We start from the raw sequence: 20,131 nt of genomic DNA, 5'->3' as shown, positions 1-20,131 counted from the left end.
CGCGGGCCCGGCAGCGGCTACAGGCGATGTCGATCAGGTGTATGGCGCCCGGTATTCCGGGGCTTTTGCGTTAAAGGGAATCAACGATTCATGCTCCCCCGGTTTTTGCTCCGTCTTTGCGCCGTGCTGGTCTGCGGGCTGCTGCTCAATGCCTGTCGTCATGAAGAGGGGCCGCCCCTGGATCAGCAGCTCTATATCTGGCAACGCCAGTGGACCCCGGCCCACGCCGACGCCCTGGCAGGCTCGCGGGCGGACTTTTCCACCGTCCGGGTGCTGGCCCTGCAGGCTTTTCCACAGGCCGGCTGGAGCCGGGCGCGGATCGACGCCGCCTTGCTCAAGCAAGACGGTCGCCCACTGATTGCGGTGGTGCGCCTGGATGGCCAACTGCCGTCCCTGAACCAGGACGACATCCTCCAGCAGGTGCAGCAACTGCTGGCCGACTGGCAAGGGCAGGGCCTGACCCTGGCCGGCCTGGAGATCGACCACGATGCCGGCAGCGCCCGGCTGCCGGCCTATGCCGGGCTCCTGCGGCGGCTGCGCGAGGTGCTGCCGCAGCAGCTGGCCCTGAGCATCACCGCGCTGCCCGCCTGGCTCGACAGCCGCGAGTTGCCCGGGCTGCTGGCTCAGGTCGACAGCAGCGTGCTCCAGGTACATGCGGTCAGCGACCCCCGGCGCGGGCTGTTCGACCCGTACCAGGCTGAACAATGGGCCAGGCGCTGGGCTGGGGTCAGCGACAAGCCGTTCTACCTGGCCCTGCCTGCCTACGGCGTGGCCTTGCTGCCCGGCACCGCCCAGGCTCCAGTGGTGGAAAGCGAGGCGCCCATTGCGCGCCGGGGCCAGCGTCGGGAGCTGATGGCCGACCCCGAGCAACTGAGCCAACTGGCCAAGACCCTGCGCAATGATCCGCCGGCCCATCTGGCCGGGCTGATCTGGTTTCGCCTGCCGCTCAAGGGCGATGTCCGCGCCTGGAGCCTGGATACCCTGCGCGCGGTGGCCCGTGGAGACGTGCTGGACAGCCGCTTGGGCATCAGCCTGCAGGAGCAGGACGGTCTCTTCGATATCCGCTTGGACAACCCGGGCAATCTCGACCGCCCTTTGCCTGAACAACTGACCCTGGCCGTTGCCCAATGCGACGGATTCGACGGGCTGGGCGGTTATGCCGCCGAGCTGCGTGACGGCCAGCTGCTATTGACCCGCCAGCAGGCCGGCCGTCTGGCGGCGGGCGGCACCCGGGCCGTGGGCTGGGCCCGCTGTACAAAAATTGACCAAGGAGCTGCACATGTTCGTCCCTAGATCCCGCTACCTGCTGTGCCTGAGCCTGTGCCTGCCCTTGGCCCCGGCCTTGGCGTGCGGCCCGACCTTTCCCATGCGCCTGCTGGGGGATCGCCCGCAGACCCTGGCGCAGTTGCCGGAAGGCAGTTTCCTGTTCGAGGTCAGCCGCCTGGGCAAGCCCATCGTCGGGCTCAAGCCAGTCGTCCAGGATGGCTTCAGCCGCGATTACAACCTGCCTGAAAGCTATGAGGTGCAGGAGCGTAACTGGGCCGAACAGCAAGGGCTGGACGACGCCCAGAAAACCCTGGTCAGGCAGTTGCGCACGCTCAATGACCCGCGCCTGGCGGAGCAGCAAGGGGCCAGCTTGCCGCCGGAGATCAACCTCTACACCGCGGGCGCGGTGGCCTTCAGCGCCGGGGATCATGAGCTGGCGGCGGAGTATTTCCGCAAGGTGCTGGCGCTGCCCGCCGAGCAGCGGGCGCTGCGCAGTACCTGGGCCGCCTATTCCCTGGGCCGGGCCCTGCAAGCCATCAGTGAAGAAGCCAACGAGCTGGATGATCAGGGGCGCAGCGACACTTTGCTGGCGGCGCGCCAGGCGTTCGCCCAGACCCGCCAATTGAATATCGACGGTTTCAGCGATCCCCTGGAGCTGGGCATCGCCAGCCTGGGGGAAGAGGCGCGCATTCTGAAGAACCAGAACCACTGGAGCGAGGCCATCGACCTGTATGCCAGCCAGAACCTGATGGGTTCGGACGTCGGCTACAGCTCGCTGAAGCAGGTGGTGGGGGAGTTGGGCGGCCTGTCGGACGCGCAGTTGCGCGAGCAGCTCAAGCAGCCTTCGGTGGCGCGCTTGCTCACCGCTTCGCTGGTCTCGCACCTGGGCTGGTCCTTCGGCGAACGGCCGGAATCCGGGGTGAAACTGATCAAGCTGCTGAGCCAGGGCACCGCCGGCACTTTCGACAACGCCGATCGCCTGGCGGCGCTGAATTACCAGAACGGCGATTTCGTCACCACCCAGCAGTTGCTCGAACACGCCGGCGACGGCGGCCTGGCCTGGTGGCTGCGGGCCAAGATGGCCGTGCGCAACGGCGACAAGGTGGCGGCTGCCGCGGCCTATGCCAAGGCCGCCGCGGCTTTCCCCCGGGAAGAGAGCTGGGGCTTTCGCGGTGACTACGACGGCAACTACGAAGACCTCAAGCCGGGCTGCCGGGTAGAAGGCGAAAGCGCCGTGCTGGCCCTGGACCGTGGCGACTATGTGCAGGCGTTCGAGCTGCTCTACCGCAGTGGCGACATTTACTGGCACGACGCGGCAACCGTGGCTGAGCGGGTGCTGACCCTGGATGAACTCAAGCGTTTCGTCGACGCCCAGGTTCCGGCGCCGCCGCTCGTCCCCCAGCAGCCCGATGCCTACTACGAGAGCCTGCCGATTGCCGCCCAGGTGCGCGAACTGCTGGGCCGGCGGCTGTTGCGCGAGGGCCGCTACGAAGAGGGCTGGGGCTACTTCTACACCCCCGAGCGCCAGGCGATCGCCAAGGCCTACGGCGAGTACCGGCGTAGCGCCGAGTCGGCCTGGCTGCCAACACGGCGAGCCGAGGCCTATTACCAGGCGGGCAAGCTGGCACGGGCGTCGGGGATGGAGATCCTCGGCTACGAGATGGGTCCGGACTACCACAGCCTGTGGGGCAGCTACAGCCTGGAAATCCCTCCGGTACAGGCCGGCCCGCTGATCAGCGCCGACGAAGTGCAGCGCCAGCAGGCCACCACTGCCGAACCCGATGTGCGCTACCACTATCGCTACGTGGCCGGCGAGCTGGGCAACCAGGCGGCGGACTTCCTGCCCCACACCAGCCAGGCCTATGCCGCGGTGCTGTGCAAGGCGGCGCGCTGGACCCGGGGCAGCGATGCCGAGATCGAGTACTACCGGCGCTATGTGCAGAACGGTCCCTTTGTGGAGTGGGCCGGCAACTTCGGCATGAACTGTGAGGAACCGGACTTCGGCAGTGCCAACAAGCGCTACCTGACCCAGTGGCTGGACGCATCCCGTTCCGCGGTGGCCGAGCACAGGCTGGCTGCCGGCGCCGGTGCCGGCGTGCTGCTGTTGGGGGCGGCCTACCTGTTCCGACGCCGCCGCGCGGTGTCCTCGCACAAGGCGACATAAAAGCGTGCCCAGGATCCTGTAGCCGCTGCCGCAGGCTGCGTACGAGCTGGGCGGCACTCCGATGCAGCGGTCGCGGCGATTTCTGGGGTGAACATTTTGCCCGGGATCGCCAGGCAAGGTCCTGCGGACCTTCGCGCAGCTTCGCCGAGGCTCGGCAGCGGCTACAGGTGCCGTCAGGCCTGCTGGACGAACGTCAGGCGCAGGGCGAAGCCGATCAGCAGGCTGCCGAACAGCCATTGCTGCACTCGTTGCGCCGACGGGCTGCGCTGCATCCAGCGGCCCAGCCCGGCACCGGCCAGGGCGTAGCAGCAGTCGAACAGGCCGCCCACGGCCACCAGCAGCACCCCCAGGGTCATGAATTGCGGGACCACCGCACCGGCCTGGGGATCGACGAACTGCGGCAGCAGTACCGAACAGAACAGCAATGCCTTGGGGTTCAGCAGGTTGGTCAACAGGCCGCGCTGGATCGCCTCGCGCCAGCGCAGGGGCGTGGCTGCGGCGGTGCCGGGCTCAAGGTTGGGCAACAGGTTCGCCCGCAGGCACTGGATACCAATCCACAGCAGGTAGGCGGCGCCCGCCAGGCGTACCAGGTCGAAGGTCCAGGGCGCGGCCTTGAACAGCGCGGCCAGGCCCAGCGCGGCCAGGGCCACATGGCAGCCGCGGGACAGGGCCAGGCCCAGCGCGGTGGCCAGAGCCTGGGCCTTGCCCTGGCGGGCGCCGGTTTGCAGCAGCAGGATCATGTCGGGGCCGGGCAGCAGGTAGACCACCGCCAGAGCCAGGAAATACATCCACAGTTGCGCCACCTTGCACCCCCTTCGTTGTCGAGTTGGTGCGCCCAGTTTAGGGCCACAGGCCAGGGCAGGTGCTTGCGTAATCAACCAACGGGAAAGCTGAAATTGGCATAATGTTCCACTAATGAACGGAATCACCATCTGGATATGCCAAACATGAAACTTGATGCCTATGACCGCAAGATCCTCGCCGCGCTGCAGCGCGATGGTCGCCTGAGCAACGTGCAACTGGCCGAAGAGATCGGCCTGTCGCCGTCACCCTGCCTGCGCCGGGTGCGCATGCTGGAAGAGGCCGGGGTGATCCGTGGCTACCAGGCCACCCTGGACCGCGACGAGGTGGGCCTGGGGCTGACCGTGTTCGTCGGGGTCAAGGTGGAGCGACACAACGATGCCGAGGCCGAAGCCTTCCGCCAGGCGGTATTGCAGTTGCCGGAGGTGATCTCGGCGTTCCTGGTATCGGGTGAATCGGATTTCCTGCTGCAAGTGGTGGTCCCGGACCTGCGTGGGTATGACCGCTTTCTGACCGGCCACTTGCTGAAGATCCCCGGGGTCAGCGACATCCGCAGCAACTTCGCGATTCACACGGTGAAAACCCCGGGGCCCCTGCCATTGGGGCATCTACCGGGCTGAAGGGTTCAGGTCCACCAGTAGCGCACCAGGTGGAAGAAGATCGGCGCGGCGAAACACACCGAATCCAGGCGATCGAGCATGCCGCCGTGGCCCTCGATCATGTGCCCCCAGTCCTTGACCCCGCGATCGCGCTTGATCGCCGACATGACGATGCCGCCGGCAAAGCCCAGCAGGTTGATCAGCAGGGCGATGAGGAATGACTGCCAGACATTGAACGGGGTGATCCAGAACAGCGCCCCGCCGATCATCGAAGCCAGCAGGATGCCGCCGACAAAGCCTTCCACGGTCTTGGACGGCGACAGGTTGGGGGCGATCTTGCGCTTGCCAAAGAGTTTTCCACAGACGTACTGCAGCACGTCCGAGAGCTGCACCACGATCACCAGGTAAGCGATCAGCAGCAGGTTGCGGCCTTCATAGCCGGCGATGTCCAGGGTCAGCAGGGCGGGCACGAAGGACACGCAGAACACCGCGATCATCAGCCCCCACTGGACCTTGGAGGCACGCTCCAGGAAGTGCGTGCTGTCGCCACCGAGCGACGCGAGGATCGGCAGCAGCAGGAACACGTAGACCGGAATGAAGATCGAGAACAGCCCGTACCAGTCGGAGTAGATCAGCAGGTATTGCAGGGGCAGGGCCAGGTAGAAGGCCGCCACCAGGGCCGGGTAGTCGCTGCGCCGGGTCGGGGTCAGGGTGAGGAACTCGCGCAGGGCGTAGAACGACACCGCATAGAACAGCAGGATCACCGCCGCGGTGCCGAGCCAGAAGGCTATACCGATCACCAGCACCATCACCCACCAGGCATTGATCCGCGCATTGAGGTTGTCGATCACCGGGTTGGGCGCGCCACGGGTGCGCCATTGGAGGATGAAACCGATCAGCGAGGCCAGCACCAGAATGGCGCCGATGCCGCCGAATAACATCAGGGTCTGCTTATCCATCTCAGGCGTGCTCCGGGGCCAGGGCCAGCAGCGCGGCGCGGCTGCGTTCGAGGAAGTGTTCCTTGGTTTCGTCTTCTTCCAGGGTCAGGGGTGCGCCGAAACTGGTGGTGCACAGCAGCGGCAGGGGCAGGAAGCGGCCCTTGGGCATGACCCGGTTGAGGTTGGCGATCCACACCGGAATCACCTCAACCTGTGGATAACGTTTGGCCAGGTGGTAGATCCCGCTCTTGAACGGGAGCAGGCCGTCTTCGGGGTTGCGCGTGCCTTCCGGGAAGATGATCAGCGAGTCGCCGTTCTCCAGGGCATCGATCATGGGTTGCAGGGGATTGTTATCCACAGCCTCCTTGCGCTCGCGGTCGATCAGCACGCCGTTGAACACCCGATTGATGATGTAGCGGCGCAGGTTGCTTTTCTGCCAGTAGTCGGCGCCGGCCACGGGCCGCGTCAGTTTGCGCAGGGCCGGCGGCAGGGAGGCCCAGAGCAGTACGAAGTCGCCGTGGCTGCTGTGGTTGGCGAAGTAGATCCGCTGCACCGCGCGCGGTGCCGAGCCCAGCCACAGGCTGCGGGCGCCGGTGATGCTGCGGGCGGCGGAGGTGATGAGATTGGCGACCAGGGGTTCGAACATGGGCATTCCTTATCCGGCAAAGGTCAGCCAGGGGCTGACCAGGATCACGCTCAGTATCACCAGCACTTGTGCTGCCAGCAGTAATGCCTGGCGGCGCAGCAGGCCCAGGGCCCCGCGGCTGCGTTGGTCCCAGGGCCGGCCGCCGCGCTGCGCGGGTTGCAGGCCGAGGGCGCTCAGGGCCTGGTCCAGGGCCTGGGTGCTGTGTTCCAGGGCAGTTGGGGTATCGGCCACGCGCTGAAACAGGTCGGCGTCGAAGGCTACCCGCAGCGCCAGGTATTTTTCCATCAGCCCCAGCAGCACCAGGGCCAGGCTGACCAGCAGCCCGCCCAGGGTGACGCTGGTCAGCAGGTACTGGCCCAGGCCATACAGCGCGCCGAGCAGGGTCAGGCCTGTGGATAACTGATCCAGGGCGCGGCCCCGGCGCAGCAGGCTGGCCACGCTGTAGAGCTGCATTTCAGTGGACATGGGCCGTTCTCCCGGCGCTGCTCAGGGCTTGCAGCGCCTGGCGGTGGGCGGGGTGCAGGACGATCTGTGGGCGGGCCCGCTGGATCTGCACGATGGCGGCATCCACCGTGGCTGCGCGGCCGCTGTGCAGCAGCCAGGCGGCAATCGCCGTGGCGCTGCGCGAATAACCCAGGGCGCAGCACACCAGCAGCGGCCCTTGCTGGCGCAGGCGTTCGATGGCGTGGGCGGCGGCCAGGCACTGCTCGGCACTGGGGGCACACAGGTCCAGCACCGGCAGGCTCTGGTAGGCCCGCAGCCCGCGGCTGTCCAGGGACAGCTCGGCGCACAGGTCGAGCACGGCGTCGAACGGGCTGTCCTTGAGCTCGGCCGGTGTCGGCAGGCGCCCGAGCCAGACGTTATCCACAACCGGGTCCGGCTGTGGATGTTTTCTTGTCCACAGCCGCGAGTTGATCCAGGCCGCCGCCAGGTAAGGCGCCAGCAACCAGCGTGTAGCGGGGCTGAGGCTGCCGTCCTGGCGCTTCTGGAACCCCTCGGCACCCAGCAGGGCGTAGTTCAAGGCCACCAGCAACAGCGCCACGGCGGGCCAGATCAGCCACAGCGCGGCGCCGCCCCAGGCAAAGGCTGCCCCGGCGAACAGCGCCGCACCCAGGCCATAGCGCAGGGCCAGCTGGCGGCGCTTCGGGTCCTGGGCCGCACGGGCACTGAACAATGGGCTGGGACGGTCCAGCGGCCATAGCCAGACACACAGCCAGCCGGCCAGGGCGCCTGTGGGTACATCGATGAAGTGGTGTTGATAAGTGCTCAGCACCGAGACCCCGATCAGCGCGAACCAGCCATGCACCAGCCAGCGCCAGAAACCCTGGGTATGCCGTGCGTAGCAGACCCAGAGCACCACCAGCAGGGCGATGTGCAGCGACGGCGCCTGGTTGAAGGGCTTGTCGAAGCCGGCCAGCACCGCGAACAGCCAGCCGAAAACCCCGTCCAGTTCCGGCCGGGAGAAGGTGAAGCTCAATGGCCAGATCAGGAAGCAACTGACCGCGATCACCTGGGCGGTGAGCAGGCGCAGGGCGTGGCGCTTGAGCTCGTCACGGCTGCGCGGCAACAGCAGGGAGAAGCCGTAGAGCAGGTCGATGGACCAGTAGGGCACGATGGTCCAGGCCCAGAACGGCATGTGCCGTTCCCAGTCGAAGACCATGCTGCCGACGTCGTCGCGCTGGGCGGTGACCCAGGTGGCGAAGCCGTAGGTGCTGAAGAACAGCGGTGCCAGCAACAGCAGCCAGAGCACCGCGGGTTTCAGCAGGCCCGGCTCCCGGGCCGGCAAGGCGCCTGCGGCCATCATTGCACCCGTTGCGCCAGGGATACGCTGAAGATCCCCCATTCATCCACACGCATGGTGACCTTGCGAAAGCCGGCGGCCTCCACCAGTTGGTCCATCTCCGCCTGGGTGCGGCGGCGCATGACCCAGGCCTGGCCTTCGCGGTGGCTGGTCAGGGCGCGGGCGATCAGTTCCAGCTGCGGGTGCCACGGCTGGCCGGTGTACACCAGGTAGCCGCCGGGCTCCACGGCACTGGCCAGGCCCGCCAGGGAGCCGCCGACCATCTGGTTGTCGGCGAACAGCTCATAGAGCCCGGAGACCACTGCGAGGGTGGGTTTCGGGTCCAGGGCTGCGAGGTCCTCGCGGTCGAAGGCGTTGCCTTTGACGAAGCGGGCGATGTCCCCCAGGCCTTTTTCCTGGATCAGCGCACTGCCGTCGCGCACGTTGATATCGCTGTAGTCGCGCAGCAGGATCGATTCCGGCAGCGGGCTGACCCCTTGCAGGGCTTCGAGGATGTAGCGGCCGTGGCCGGCGGCGATATCGACGATGCGCACTTCGCTGTTTTGCTCACGGAGTTTTTCCATGGCCAGGCGCAGCAGTTCTTCCACATGCAGCTTGCGCTGGCGGATGCCGCGCCAGCCGATGGAGTTCAGGTAGTTCTGGTCGATCATCCGGCCCAGTGCGGAATGCCCGGTGGGGCGGTTGCGGTAGACGTAGTCCAGGGTGCTGCCGGAGTCGAAACCGGTGTCGAAGCCCAGCTTGACCCCCGCCGACAGCTGGCTGCCCAGGCGCATGCTGGCGCGGGTGGCGCGCCAGTACAGGTCGCGCAGGGAATTGTGCGGCAGCGGCGCGGCCAGGGCTTCGGACTCGGCGCAGGTAACGCCCAGGCGGTCGGCGTCCAGCAGGGCAGGGCGGTTCAGCGGGCGCTCGAAATTCTGCAGGATGAAGCGACGGATGCTGGCCATGGCCGGCGCCCGGTTCTTTTCCCCCAGGGTGTCGTGGAAGAAGCCCGGGAGGATGTGCTTTTCCTTGTGCAGGCTGCCCAGGCGCTCGAAGAACTGCTCCTGGGGCTTGCGATGCACCACGAAGTCGGAGCCGGAGATCAGCAACTGGGTCGGCACCTGGATCGCCTGGGCGTCGGCTACCACCCGGTCTGCCGCTTCATACAGGCCCAGCAGTACATTCACCGAGATCGCCTTGGTGATCAGCGGGTCGCTGTCATAGCTGCGGACCCGCTCCGGGTCGTGGCTCAGGAAGCGCGCCTTGACGTAGCTGTTGACGAAGAAGTTGCCACGAAAGCGCCGCATCAGGGCCAGGCCGGGCCGGGCGAAGGGCACGTACAGCTTGACCTTGAACGCCGGCGAGGCCAGCACCAGGGAGCGGATGCGCGGCGCGTAGTCGTGGACCCAGGTGGACGCGATCACCGCGCCCACGCTCTGGGCCACCACGGCGATGTTTTCCTCGGCGATCCCGTGGGTGCTGCCCAGGTGATCACAGAAGGTCTGCACGTCGCGCACGCTGGTAGCGAAGCTCGGGCTGTCGCCACGGGCGCCCGGCGACTGGCCATGGCCACGGGCATCCCAGGCGAAGAAGTCGAACTGGGGCAGGTTCAGCTCTTCCACCAGGTGGGCAATGCGCCCGGAGTGTTCGTGACCGCGGTGGAACAGCATCACCGCTTGCCGCGGTTCGCCAGGGGCCACTTCAGTGGCTGGCCAGTGGCGGTAGAACAGTTCGACACCGTCATGGGTTCGGAACGTCTGGTGTTGAGCGTCGCGCATAGCCATTTCCTTATGCAGAGGGAGCATTGTGCTGAACTTCTTTGAGGCCCTGGCGGACCCGATTGATCAGGGTGTAGACCAGCAGTGCGGCGACCAGTGCCAGCACGCCGTTTATCCACAGGGCGCTGAGCCAGCCCAGGGCGATGCCGGTGGCCAGCACGCCGAGGATGAAGGCGCGGTCGCTCTTGCCCATGGGCCCGTCGTAGCGCCGCGAGGCCCCGACCATGGGCCCGAGCACCCCGGCGTATTCACTGAACAGCGCCAGCAGGGTCACGGCCAGCACCAGCAGCAGGCTGGCCCCGGGCAACAGGGCGAAAGGCAGGATCAGGGCGCTGTCGGCGACCACGTCGCAGAGTTCGTTGAGGTAGGCCCCCAGGCGCGATTGCTGGCCGAATTCCCGCGCCAGCATGCCGTCGATGGCATTGAGCGCCATGCGCAGGATCATCCACAGGGGAATCAGGGCGAACAGCCAGGCATGGCCGGGGAACAGGGCGATGACGGTGCCGACCAGGACCGAGATGACGGCGGCCAGGACAGTGATCTGGTTGGCCGTGGTGCCGTTGTCGTACAGGCGCTGCACCAACGGCCGCAGCAGGTTCTGAAAGCGCGGTTTGAGCTGGTAAATCGAGAGCATGATGGGACGGTTCCTTGTCGCACGCGGTGAGCAGGGCTGGATTATTGCCTTAAATGCCAGGGGGCCGACATCAGAAGTTTTGTCATGAGCAAACAGCTGTCTCTGTGTCTACGACGTACGCAATAGATGAAAAGGCATGGCGCGGGACAAAAATTTCACTCGGCTCGTTATATAGTAACGAATTGTTTCGAATTTCTTCGGGCCTGTGGGTTTATCCACAGGGCCGGACCAGAGCGGCGGGGTGGTATGCAAGTCGATCTTGAGACGCAAGGTGGCGAGGTGGCTGCCTTGCCACGGTTTCAGCAGGCGGCGTCCCATGCGGCGCGTTTGCAGCGCTGGGGCGCCGCTTTGCTGGGCCTGGCGGTGCTGGGGCTGGTGGCGGCGGTGTTTGTCGATCTGTTTGCGGCGCTGACCATCTGGCCGGCACTGCTGGTGAACCTTTCGTGTGCCTTGCTGGTGGTGGTGGCCGGGCTGCAATCGGCGTGCTGGGTCAGCCGCTGGCGCGAAGAGGTGATCACCCCGGCGCCGGTTGTCACGCCCGAGGCCGGGGAGGATCGGCAGCCACAGGGCTGGCTGGCGGCTGCCCTGACCCTGCGCGGGCGGCGCCTGTTGCAGCAGATCGGCGCGCCTACCCTGTGGCTGGGTGGCTGGTCGCTGCTGATCCTGTACAGCGTGGTGCAGGTGTTCAACCTGTCGTTGCCCGCCGCCGCCCTGGGCCTGGGTGCCAGCGTGGTGGCGGTGCTGGCTCTGCTGCTGGCGTTTGCCCTGCTGGTGCTGGAACGCCAACTGGCCCAGGAACACCCAGGGGAATGGCCGGAAGCCGGCGCCCTGGCGCAGCTGCTGCGGGTGGCGATTATCTGTTTGCTGGTGAGCGCCCTGTGCCTGTTGTTCAGCAGCGATACGGCCTTGTGGCCAGTACGGCTGGCGGTGCTGACGGGGCTGCTGCCGGCATGGGTGGCCGGCGAGTTGTTGTTGCGCGCGGTGCTGTCGCTGTTCAGCCCACAGCGCGAACAGCTGGAGCCACGGCTTCTGGCCCACAGTTTTGTTGCCGACATGCTGCGTTGGCCGCCCCAACCCCTACTCAGCCTGCAGCATGAATTGCACAACCGTTTTGGCATCGATCTGCGGCAGATCTGGGCCTTCGCCTATATGCGCCGGGCCTTTGTACCGGTATTGCTGGTGGTGTTGGCGGTAGGTTGGCTCTTGACCGGTGTTCATGAACTTTCCATGCAAAATCGCGGTATTTACGAGCGTTTCGGCAAGCCGGTACAGGTCTTTGGCCCGGGCCTGCATCTGGGCCTGCCCTGGCCCCTGGGGCGGGTACTGACGGTGGAAAACGGCGTGGTCCATGAACTGGCCACCAGCGTGGGCGAAAGCTCGCAGCCGCTTCAACCGGCCCCCGCCGAAGGCCCGGCCCCCGCCATTGCCAACCGCCTGTGGGATGCCAGCCACGTGAATGACAAATCCCAGGTGATCGCCAGCGGCAACGCCCAGCAACAGAGCTTTCAGATCGTCAACATGGACGTGCGCTTCGTCTACCGCATCGGCCTGGGCGATGCTGCGGCGCTGGCCGCCACTTACAACAGCAGCGATGTGCCGACGCTGATCCGCAGCACCGCCAGCCGCGTGCTGGTGCACGACTTTGCCTCGCGCACCCTCGACGGCCTGCTGGGCCAGGACCGCACCGGGCTGGCTGATGACATCGGCAGGGCCGTGCAGGGCGATCTGGATCGGCTCGACAGCGGGGTGGAGATTCTCGCCACGGTAGTCGAGGCCATCCATCCGCCGGCTGGCGCGGCCAATGCCTACCACGGTGTGCAAGCGGCGCAGATTGGCGCCCAGGCGCTGATTTCCCGGGAACGTGGAGCGGCTGCCGAGCAGACCAACCAGGCGCAGTTGCAAGCCAGCGTGGCCCGCGACCAGGCCCAGGCCGATGCGCGCGAAGTGCAGGCGGCGGCCCAGGCTGCCGACCTGCGCTTTGCCGCCGAACAGAAAGCCTACGCCAGTGCGGGGCAGGCCTTCGTCCTCGAGCAGTACCTGAGCCAGCTGAGCCAGGGCCTGAGCCAGGCCAAGCTGCTGATTCTTGATCATCGTCTGGGGGGCGACAGCGCGCCGACCCTCGACCTGCGTACGTTCACCTTGCCGGCCGACCCTTCGGCGCCGCGTAAAGCCGCTCAGCCAGGAGCCGTCCATTGAGCCAGTCCTCCCACTCCCACGATCACGCCGGCCACGACCACGGGCACGGCCATCACCACCATCACGGGCATCACCACCATCATCATGGGGCGCCGGCCGAGGCCGGGCCTTTCCCCTGGCGGCGCATGGGCTGGGCCGTGCTACTGGTGCTGTTTGCCGTGGCCGCGGCGAGCCTGGTGCAAGTGCGTTCCGGCGAGGCCACGGTGATCACCCGCTTCGGCAACCCGGCGCGGGTGCTGCTGGAGCCGGGCCTGAACTGGCGCTGGCCGGCACCCTTTGAAGCGGCGATCCCGGTGGACCTGCGCCTGCGCACCACGTCCAGTGGCTTGCAGGATGTGGGCACCCGCGACGGTTTGCGGATTATCGTCCAGGCCTACGTGGCCTGGCGGGTCCAGGGCGACGCGGACAATGTGCAGCGTTTCATGCGGGCGGTGCAGAACCAGCCGGACGAAGCGGCGCGGCAGATCCGCACCTTTGTCGGTTCGGCCCTGGAAACCACCGCCAGCAGCTTCGATCTGGCCAACCTGGTGAACACCGATGCCAGCCAGGTGCGCATCGCCGACTTCGAAGCGCAACTGCGCCAGCAGATCGAACAGCAATTGCTTTCCACTTATGGAGTGCGAGTGGTGCAGGTGGGAGTGGAGCGTCTGACCCTGCCCTCGGTGACCCTGACCGCCACCGTGGACCGCATGCGCGCCGAGCGTGAAACCATCGCCACGGAACGCACCGCCATCGGCAAGCGCGAAGCGGCGCAAATCCGCTCTGGCGCCGAACGCGATGCGCGGATCGTCCAGGCCGATGCCACGGTAAAGGCCGCGGATATCGAGGCGCAATCCCGGGTTGAAGCGGCGCAGATTTATGGCCGCGCCTACGCCAGTTCCCCGCAGCTGTACAACTTGCTGCGCTCACTGGACACCCTGGGTACTGTGGTGACTCCGGGCACCAAGTTGATCCTGCGCACCGACGCGGCGCCTTTCCGGGTGCTGGTGGATGGCCCTCCAAACCTGCCGGGCAAAGCCGCTGGTTCGCAACCATGAATAAGGTTCCACGTGGAACAAATGAGTTGAGCAGCCCGTGGATCCAGGCCGGGCGTCTGGCATTCATCGCCTTGTACGGGGTGACAGTACTGGCGGCGCTGGCCTGGGCCTTCTCCAATGTGCGGCAGATAGACCCGCAGAACCGGGCCATGGTCTTGCACTTTGGCAAATTGGAAAGGGTGCAGAGCGCCGGATTGCTCTTGGCCTGGCCCCAGCCTTTTGAGCAGGTGGTGCTGCTGCCCGCCGCCGACCGGGTACTGGAGCGGCGGGTGGAGGGTTTGCTGCGTTCCGAGGCGGCTCTGGAAGGGGACCGGGTTGCCACCCTGGCCACGCCTTTGAACGACACCCTGGCCGGGTCCGGTTACCTGCTGACTGGCGATGCCGGTGTGGTACAGCTGGACGTGCGGGTGTTCTACAAGGTCAGCGATCCCTACGCCTATGTGCTCCAGGCTGACCACGTGCTGCCGGCCCTGGATCGGTTGGTGACCCGCAGTGCCGTGGCCCTGACCGCCGCCCGTGACCTGGACACCATCCTGGTGGCGCGCCCGGAACTGATCGGCAGCGACAACCAGGCCGCCGAGCGTCGTGAGCGGCTGCGGGGCGATCTGCTGCAAAGCATCAACCAGCGCCTGGCGCAGTTGACCGCCAGCGGCCAGGGCATTGGCGTCGAGGCAACGCGGGTGGATGTGCAATCGAGCCTGCCCGGCCCGGCGGTCAGCGCCTTCAACGCGGTGCTCACTGCCAGCCAGCAAGCCGACAAGGCGGTCGCCAACGCCCGCACCGAAGCGGAAAAGCTGACCCAGGGCGCCAACCAGCAGGCGGACCGCAGCCTGCAAGTGGCCCATGCCCAGGCCAGCGAACGGCTGGCCCTGGCCCGGGCCCAGACTGCCACGGTGCAGAGCCTGGCCCAGGCGCAGCGCAACGGCACCGACCCGGAAATGCTGCTGCGTATCTACCGTGAACGCCTGCCGAAGATTCTCGGGCAGGCCGGTTCGGTGACCACGGTCAATCCCCAAGACGATTCACGCCTGATCATTCAGGGAGCCGAACAATGACTGCCACCACCCATGCCGCGCCCCCCGCCAGCATGCTGACCTCGGCCGAGCAACGCAGCGCCGCCCGCCAGCTGACCCTGGCCATGCTCGCCCTGGGGCTTCTGGCCCTTGGCCTGGTCTGGCGCTGGCTGGCCCCAGGCCAGGTGGGCGTCAGCCAGTTGCTGTTGGGTGTCGCCTCGCTGCTGGTGGCGGTGCCGGTGATGCGCTCGGCCTGGTTCAGCCTGCGTTACCCGAGCCTGCACGGCATTACCGACCAACTGATCGCCCTGGCGATGCTCGGCGCCTGGGCCACTGGCGACCTGCTGACCGCGGCCCTGTTGCCGATCATCATGATCTTCGGCCACGTACTGGAAGAGCGCAGCGTGATCGGCTCCCAGGAAGCCATCGACGCCCTGGGCCGCTTGACCCGCAGCCTGGCGCGACAGGTACGGGCCGATGGCAGCGTCGTGGAAGTGGACAACGCCAGCCTCAAGGCCGGCGACCTGGTGGAAGTACGCGCCGGCGATCGGGTGCCCGCCGATGGTCTGGTGGTGTCCGGCCAGGCGAGCCTGGATACCGCGCCGATCACTGGCGAATCGGTCCCCCTGGAAGCGGTTCAGGGCATGCAGATATTTGGCGGCGCAATCAATCTCGATGGACTGTTGCGTGTGCAGGTCACCCGTACCGGCGAGGAGTCGACCTTGGGCAAGGTGATTGCCCTGATGCAAAGCGCCGAGCGCGCCAAGCCGCCCATCACCCGTTTGCTGGAGCGCTATGCCGGCAGTTACATGGTGCTGGTGTTGCTGTTGGCGGCGGTGACCTGGTTCATCACCAACGATGCCCAAGCCATGCTCGCGGTGCTGGTGGCGGCCTGTCCCTGTGCGTTGGTGCTGTCGGCGCCGGCCACCGCCATCGCCGGGATCGCTGTGGCCGCGCGCCACGGCATCCTGATTCGCAGTTCGGCCTTTCTCGAGGAGCTGGCGGACCTGACCTCCCTGGTCGTGGACAAGACCGGAACCCTGACGTACGGCAGCTTGCGTTTGCAGGCCATCGACAGCCCCCGGGAAGACCAGCGAAGCCTGCTCACTCTGGCCGCCAGCCTCGGCTCGGCCAGCAGCCACCCGGTCAGCCGGGCCCTGGCAGGGCTGGTGCCCCAGGAAGAGCAATGGCCACTGGGGGACATTCATGAACGCCAGGGCCTGGGTGTGGTGGCCCGTACCGAGGAGGGCGAAGCGGCCCTTGGCCGTCCGGAGCTGTTCCGCCAGTTGGGTATCGACACCAGCCCGGTGCCGGGGCACGACGGGCCGATTGCCGGCTTGGCGCTTGATGGCGAATTTCTCGGTTGGCTGTTGCTGGCCGACAGCGTCAAACCCGAGGCCCGGCATGCCCTGGGCGAGTTGCGCGAACTGGGGTTGGGCCGGCAGTTGCTGCTCACCGGCGACCGCCAGAGTGTGGCCGACAGCCTGGCGCTGGAAGTGGGAATCGCCGACGTCGAGGCCCAGGCCCTGCCGCAAGACAAGCTTGAGCGGGTGCTGGAGGAGATCGACAAGGGCTTCCGGCCGATGGTGGTCGGCGACGGCATCAACGACTCCCTGGCTCTCAAGGCCGGGGTGGTGGGGGTGGCCATGGGCGCCGGTGGTGCGGACATCGCCCTGGCTTCGGCGGATGTGGTGCTGATCGGCAGCGACCTGCGACGCCTGGGCACCTGCGTGCGCCTGAGCCGTGAATGCCGGCGGACCTTGCAGGTCAACGTGATCATCGGCCTGGGCTGGACCCTGGCCATCGTCGCCTTTGCCGCGTTCGGCTGGCTGGGGGCGGCGGGGGCGATGATCGCTGCGGTGCTGCACAACCTGAGCACCTTGCTGGTGCTGGGCAATGCCGGTCGCCTGCTGCGTTTCCAGGAGCCGCTGTTGAAGCTGTAGACGCCGCGCAGTTTTTTTCATCCCGGCTGTAACGCCGGGATGCTTCCTCTCTCTAGTGCTATGACGGGATTGCACAAGCACCCGCCGATCCCCTGCGACTATTGAGGAAACAAAAATGAACATGAAGAAAACCGCCGCCGGCGCTGCCCTGGCCTTTGCTGCCGCCACTCTGTTTGCCGGTGTCGTGACTCAAGCGTCTGCTGCCGATGCCCAGGTGCACTGCTACGGCGTCAACGCCTGCAAAGGGCAGAACGACTGCAAGACCAAGGACCACGCCTGCAAGGGCATGGGCGCCTGCAAAGGCCAGGGCTTCAAGGCCATGACCCAGGCCGCGTGTGACAAAGCAGGCGGCAAAGTCGGCGAGTAAGCGGCGTTCGAGTGCTGCCGCAGTGGGGTTGGCAACCACTGCGGCCACTTGGCAAGGAGTTGGCGATGTCTGAATTTTCTTCCAGCTTGGGCTATGGCCTGGGTTTGCGCAGTGCCTACTACCAGCAGATTCTCGACGAGGCGCCGGACGTCGACTGGTTTGAAGTGGTGTCCGAGAACTTCATGGTGCAGGGCGGCAAGGCGCTGTATTACCTGGATGCGATCGCCGAGCGCTACCCCATCGTGATGCACGGGGTGTCGCTGTCCATCGGCGGCCCCCATGCCCTGGACCGGGATTACCTGCTGCGGCTCAGGCAACTGGCCAGCCGGGCAAACCCGGCGTGGATCTCCGATCACCTGTGCTGGAGCCGGGGCAACGCCCATCAACTGCACGACCTGCTGCCGCTGCCCTACACCGAGGAGAGCCTGCACTACGTGGCAGGGCGAGTGCGTCAGGTGCAGGACATTCTGGAGCGCCCCCTGGTGCTGGAGAACGTCTCCAGTTATGTGCGGGCGGCGGCCGACGAATTCAGCGAGTGGGAATTTCTCGCCGCCTTGAGCCAGCTCAGCGGCTGCGAACTGCTGCTGGATGTGAACAACGTCTACGTCAGTTCGCGCAACCATGGTTTCGATCCCTGGCACTTCATCCAGGCGCTGCCGGCGCAACGCGTGCGGCAACTGCATCTGGCCGGGCATCAGGATTATGGCGACTACGTGATCGACACCCACGACCACCCGGTCTGCGATCCCGTGTGGGCGCTGTATCAACGCACCCTTGAACACCTGGGGCCGGTGGCCACCCTGCTGGAGCGCGATGATCATTTTCCGCCCCTGGAAGAGCTGCTCAGCGAACTGCACAAGGCCCGAGATCTCGGGCAACAGACCCTGGCCGGGAGGCAGCAATGCGCCTGAACGACTGGCAACTGGCTTTTGAAGCCTATCTGTTGGGCGAACAGGCCCAGGCCCGCGCCGTCCTGCAAGACAGCCTGATCGGTGGCCCGACCCTGGATGTCGAGACCGGCCTGGCGATCTATCACAATGCCTACATGGCCCGGTTGCAGGAGGTCATGGGCAGCGACTTCCCGGCCATCCGGCACTGGCTGGGGGATGCAGAATTCCAGGCCCTGACGCAGGCCTACATTCGCCAGTGCCCGTCCCGGCATTTCAGCCTGCGCTGGCTGGGGCAGGGCTTTGCCGAATTCATCCAGGGCCATCTGGTGCCGGAGCAGGGCGCCCCCCTGGCGGAACTGGCGCGCCTGGAGTGGGCCTTCACCCTGGCCTTCGACGCAGCCGAAGCCCAGGTGCTGACGGTGGCGGCCATGGCCGGGCTGGATGTCGAGCAATGGCCGCAGCTGCAACTGCGCCTGGCGCCCTGTGTGCAATGGCTCGACTGCCGCTACAACAGCGTGGCCCAGTGGCGCGCGGTCAAGGAGCAGGCGGATTTCCCCCGCAGTGCTTTACTCGATCAGCAGCAGCTGTGCCTGGTCTGGCGAGCGGACCGGGTCTGCCGTTATCGCAGCCTGCCAGCCGAAGAGGCCACAGCGCTGCGGGGCATGATCGAGCAACGGTGGAATTTTGCGGAACTCTGCGCCGGGCTGGCCGTCACTTATGCCGAGGGGGCCCCGCTGCAGGCGGTTACCTGGTTGAAACAGTGGGTCGAAGATGGCCTGGTGATGCGCAGCGAATCATAGAAAACCACTATCAAATCGATAGCCTGCTATTTTCTAGGATGGTCTACCCTCATTTCAGACGTCTGAAACAAGGGGGGATTTTCCATGCTCGCGCAACTTCCACCGGCCTTACAGAATCTGCATTTGCCTTTACGCCTGCGGCTCTGGGACGGCCATGAATTCAATCTGGGGCCGGATCCCAACGTCACGATCGTGGTCAAGGACCCGCAATTGGTGGCGCAGCTGACTCACCCTAGCCTGGACGCCTTGGGGGGCGCCTTTGTCGAGGGCAAACTGGAACTGGAAGGTTCCATCAGCGAAGTCATCCGGGTCTGCGACGAACTGAGCCAGGCCTTGCTCGACGATGACGACGGCAACCAGCCGGTGCGCTCGCTGCACGACAAGGCGACCGACGCAGCCGCGATTTCCTATCACTACGACCTTTCCAACGCCTTCTACCAACTGTGGCTCGACAGCGACATGGCCTATTCCTGCGCCTATTTCGAGACCGGAAGCGAGTCTCTGGAACAGGCCCAGCAAGCCAAATTCCGCCATCTGTGCCGCAAGCTGCGCCTGCAACCGGGGGACTACCTGCTGGATGTCGGGTGCGGCTGGGGCGGGCTGGCCCGCTACGCCGCCCGTGAGTTCGGCGCCAAGGTGTTCGGCATCACCTTGAGCAAGGAGCAGCTGGCCCTGGCCCGCGAGCGAGTGACCGCCGAAGGCCTGGACGACCTGGTGGACCTGCAACTGCTGGATTACCGCGACCTGCCCCAGGATGGCCGCTTCGACAAGGTGGTCAGTGTCGGCATGTTCGAGCACGTCGGCCACGCCAACTTGCCGGAGTACTGCCAGACCCTGTTCAGGGCCGTGCGCGAGGGCGGGTTGGTGATGAACCACGGCATCACCGCCAAGCACACCGACGGCCGCCCGGTAGGCCGCGGGGCCGGGGACTTCATCGAGCGCTATGTGTTTCCCAATGGCGAGCTGCCGCACCTGGCAATGATCTCGGCGTTCATCAGCGAGGCGGGGCTGGAAATTGTCGATGTCGAGAGCCTGCGCATGCATTACGCGCGGACACTGGATCACTGGAGCGAACGCCTGGAAGACAATCTGGAAGCCGCCGCCAGGCAGGTTCCGGAGCAGGCGCTACGGATCTGGCGGCTGTACCTGGCGGGCTGCGCCTATGCCTTTGCCAAGGGCTGGATCAACCTGCACCAGATCCTTGCGGTCAAGCCCCATGCCGATGGCAGCCATGAACTGCCCTGGACCCGGGATGACCTCTACCATCCATAAGCCTGGC

General features: G+C 66.1%; 18 protein-coding genes. 11 read left to right on the top strand and 7 right to left on the bottom strand.

Annotation, left to right across the window (positions count from 1 at the left end):
* Positions 1-90 precede the first annotated feature (90 nt).
* A complete protein-coding gene (locus M2395_RS26095; protein WP_123431146.1) occupies positions 91-1,293 on the top strand; it encodes a DUF3142 domain-containing protein in 1,203 nt (400 codons plus the stop codon).
* Positions 1,280-3,430: a hypothetical protein gene (locus M2395_RS26090; RefSeq protein ID WP_123431145.1), complete on the top strand. Its 2,151-nt coding sequence runs from the start codon at positions 1,280-1,282 to the stop codon at positions 3,428-3,430. Before M2395_RS26095 ends, M2395_RS26090 begins: the two co-directional genes overlap by 14 nt.
* Positions 3,431-3,603: 173 nt before the next feature.
* Here M2395_RS26090 and M2395_RS26085 read toward each other — a convergent pair whose 3' ends face one another.
* On the bottom strand, positions 3,604-4,218 hold the full coding sequence (locus tag M2395_RS26085) for a LysE family translocator (protein WP_015637564.1): 615 nt from the start codon (positions 4,216-4,218) through the stop codon (positions 3,604-3,606).
* 159 nt (positions 4,219-4,377) lie between these two features.
* Between M2395_RS26085 and M2395_RS26080 the strand changes: the two genes are divergently transcribed.
* Entirely contained in the window at positions 4,378-4,851 is a 474-nt protein-coding gene (locus M2395_RS26080; RefSeq protein WP_011064366.1) for an Lrp/AsnC family transcriptional regulator, read from the top strand.
* Between the two features lie 5 nt (positions 4,852-4,856).
* Here the strand turns inward: M2395_RS26080 and M2395_RS26075 are convergent, their stop codons facing one another.
* The 6 genes from M2395_RS26075 to M2395_RS26050 are packed head-to-tail and all read right to left on the bottom strand — an operon-like array spanning position 4,857 to position 10,606.
* Positions 4,857-5,789, bottom strand: a complete 933-nt coding sequence (locus M2395_RS26075) for a phosphatidate cytidylyltransferase (protein WP_011064365.1) — start codon at positions 5,787-5,789, stop codon at positions 4,857-4,859.
* Position 5,790: 1 nt separating this feature from the next.
* The gene (locus M2395_RS26070) at positions 5,791-6,414 is read right to left on the bottom strand and encodes a 1-acyl-sn-glycerol-3-phosphate acyltransferase (RefSeq protein ID WP_011064364.1); all 624 of its coding nucleotides are present in this window, start codon (positions 6,412-6,414) and stop codon (positions 5,791-5,793) included.
* Positions 6,415-6,423: 9 nt separating this feature from the next.
* Positions 6,424-6,879: a hypothetical protein gene (locus tag M2395_RS26065; protein ID WP_123431144.1), complete on the bottom strand. Its 456-nt coding sequence runs from the start codon at positions 6,877-6,879 to the stop codon at positions 6,424-6,426.
* Positions 6,869-8,215 (bottom strand): phosphatase PAP2/dual specificity phosphatase family protein, encoded by a 1,347-nt coding sequence (locus M2395_RS26060; protein ID WP_123431173.1) that lies wholly within the window; start codon positions 8,213-8,215, stop codon positions 6,869-6,871. Before M2395_RS26060 ends, M2395_RS26065 begins: the two co-directional genes overlap by 11 nt.
* A complete protein-coding gene (locus M2395_RS26055) occupies positions 8,215-9,972 on the bottom strand; it encodes a bifunctional alpha/beta hydrolase/class I SAM-dependent methyltransferase (protein WP_053160532.1) in 1,758 nt (585 codons plus the stop codon). The genes M2395_RS26060 and M2395_RS26055 overlap by 1 nt, the downstream gene beginning before the upstream one ends.
* Before the next feature lie 10 nt (positions 9,973-9,982).
* Complete coding sequence (locus M2395_RS26050; RefSeq protein WP_011064360.1) at positions 9,983-10,606, bottom strand: CDP-alcohol phosphatidyltransferase family protein; 624 nt, start codon at positions 10,604-10,606, stop codon at positions 9,983-9,985.
* A gap of 246 nt (positions 10,607-10,852) precedes the next feature.
* Here M2395_RS26050 and hflK (M2395_RS26045) point away from each other — a divergent pair, with 246 nt between their 5' ends.
* From hflK (M2395_RS26045) to cfaB, 8 genes are all read left to right on the top strand, one after another.
* Positions 10,853-12,802 carry a protease modulator HflK gene (hflK, locus tag M2395_RS26045; RefSeq protein WP_123431143.1) on the top strand — a complete coding sequence of 650 codons (1,950 nt, stop codon included), beginning with the start codon at positions 10,853-10,855 and terminating at the stop codon, positions 12,800-12,802.
* Complete coding sequence (gene hflC, locus M2395_RS26040; protein ID WP_019093399.1) at positions 12,799-13,839, top strand: protease modulator HflC; 1,041 nt, start codon at positions 12,799-12,801, stop codon at positions 13,837-13,839. The genes hflK (M2395_RS26045) and hflC overlap by 4 nt, the downstream gene beginning before the upstream one ends.
* Complete coding sequence (hflK, locus tag M2395_RS26035; RefSeq protein WP_123431142.1) at positions 13,836-14,894, top strand: protease modulator HflK; 1,059 nt, start codon at positions 13,836-13,838, stop codon at positions 14,892-14,894. The genes hflC and hflK (M2395_RS26035) overlap by 4 nt, the downstream gene beginning before the upstream one ends.
* Positions 14,891-16,795 (top strand): cation-translocating P-type ATPase, encoded by a 1,905-nt coding sequence (locus tag M2395_RS26030; protein WP_123431141.1) that lies wholly within the window; start codon positions 14,891-14,893, stop codon positions 16,793-16,795. Before hflK (M2395_RS26035) ends, M2395_RS26030 begins: the two co-directional genes overlap by 4 nt.
* Positions 16,796-16,910: 115 nt before the next feature.
* The gene (locus M2395_RS26025; RefSeq protein ID WP_011064355.1) at positions 16,911-17,162 is read left to right on the top strand and encodes a membrane protein; all 252 of its coding nucleotides are present in this window, start codon (positions 16,911-16,913) and stop codon (positions 17,160-17,162) included.
* 65 nt (positions 17,163-17,227) lie between these two features.
* Positions 17,228-18,073, top strand: coding sequence for a DUF692 domain-containing protein (locus M2395_RS26020; RefSeq protein WP_015637556.1), 846 nt, complete (start codon positions 17,228-17,230; stop codon positions 18,071-18,073).
* Positions 18,064-18,852, top strand: a complete 789-nt coding sequence (locus M2395_RS26015; protein WP_123431140.1) for a DNA-binding domain-containing protein — start codon at positions 18,064-18,066, stop codon at positions 18,850-18,852. The genes M2395_RS26020 and M2395_RS26015 overlap by 10 nt, the downstream gene beginning before the upstream one ends.
* Before the next feature lie 84 nt (positions 18,853-18,936).
* The gene (gene cfaB, locus M2395_RS26010) at positions 18,937-20,124 is read left to right on the top strand and encodes a C17 cyclopropane fatty acid synthase CfaB (protein ID WP_015637554.1); all 1,188 of its coding nucleotides are present in this window, start codon (positions 18,937-18,939) and stop codon (positions 20,122-20,124) included.
* Positions 20,125-20,131: the final 7 nt, after the last annotated feature.

Source organism: Pseudomonas sp. BIGb0176 (assembly GCF_024810175.1).
Lineage (GTDB): Bacteria > Pseudomonadota > Gammaproteobacteria > Pseudomonadales > Pseudomonadaceae > Aquipseudomonas > Aquipseudomonas protegens.
This window is presented reverse-complemented; position numbering and strand designations above follow the sequence as displayed.

Excerpts from the sequence above, each read along its gene's own strand:
- M2395_RS26095 (WP_123431146.1), top strand. The coding sequence starts at position 91 with ATGCTCCCCCGGTTTTTGCTCCGTCTTTGCGCCGTGCTGGTCTGCGGG.
- M2395_RS26090 (WP_123431145.1), top strand. The coding sequence starts at position 1,280 with ATGTTCGTCCCTAGATCCCGCTACCTGCTGTGCCTGAGCCTGTGCCTG.
- M2395_RS26085 (WP_015637564.1), bottom strand. The coding sequence starts at position 4,218 with ATGTATTTCCTGGCTCTGGCGGTGGTCTACCTGCTGCCCGGCCCCGAC.
- M2395_RS26080 (WP_011064366.1), top strand. The coding sequence starts at position 4,378 with ATGAAACTTGATGCCTATGACCGCAAGATCCTCGCCGCGCTGCAGCGC.
- M2395_RS26075 (WP_011064365.1), bottom strand. The coding sequence starts at position 5,789 with ATGGATAAGCAGACCCTGATGTTATTCGGCGGCATCGGCGCCATTCTG.
- M2395_RS26070 (WP_011064364.1), bottom strand. The coding sequence starts at position 6,414 with ATGTTCGAACCCCTGGTCGCCAATCTCATCACCTCCGCCGCCCGCAGC.
- M2395_RS26065 (WP_123431144.1), bottom strand. The coding sequence starts at position 6,879 with ATGTCCACTGAAATGCAGCTCTACAGCGTGGCCAGCCTGCTGCGCCGG.
- M2395_RS26060 (WP_123431173.1), bottom strand. The coding sequence starts at position 8,215 with ATGGCCGCAGGCGCCTTGCCGGCCCGGGAGCCGGGCCTGCTGAAACCC.
- M2395_RS26055 (WP_053160532.1), bottom strand. The coding sequence starts at position 9,972 with ATGCGCGACGCTCAACACCAGACGTTCCGAACCCATGACGGTGTCGAA.
- M2395_RS26050 (WP_011064360.1), bottom strand. The coding sequence starts at position 10,606 with ATGCTCTCGATTTACCAGCTCAAACCGCGCTTTCAGAACCTGCTGCGG.
- hflK (WP_123431143.1), top strand. The coding sequence starts at position 10,853 with ATGCAAGTCGATCTTGAGACGCAAGGTGGCGAGGTGGCTGCCTTGCCA.
- hflK (WP_123431142.1), top strand. The coding sequence starts at position 13,836 with ATGAATAAGGTTCCACGTGGAACAAATGAGTTGAGCAGCCCGTGGATC.
- M2395_RS26030 (WP_123431141.1), top strand. The coding sequence starts at position 14,891 with ATGACTGCCACCACCCATGCCGCGCCCCCCGCCAGCATGCTGACCTCG.
- M2395_RS26025 (WP_011064355.1), top strand. The coding sequence starts at position 16,911 with ATGAACATGAAGAAAACCGCCGCCGGCGCTGCCCTGGCCTTTGCTGCC.
- M2395_RS26020 (WP_015637556.1), top strand. The coding sequence starts at position 17,228 with ATGTCTGAATTTTCTTCCAGCTTGGGCTATGGCCTGGGTTTGCGCAGT.
- M2395_RS26015 (WP_123431140.1), top strand. The coding sequence starts at position 18,064 with ATGCGCCTGAACGACTGGCAACTGGCTTTTGAAGCCTATCTGTTGGGC.
- cfaB (WP_015637554.1), top strand. The coding sequence starts at position 18,937 with ATGCTCGCGCAACTTCCACCGGCCTTACAGAATCTGCATTTGCCTTTA.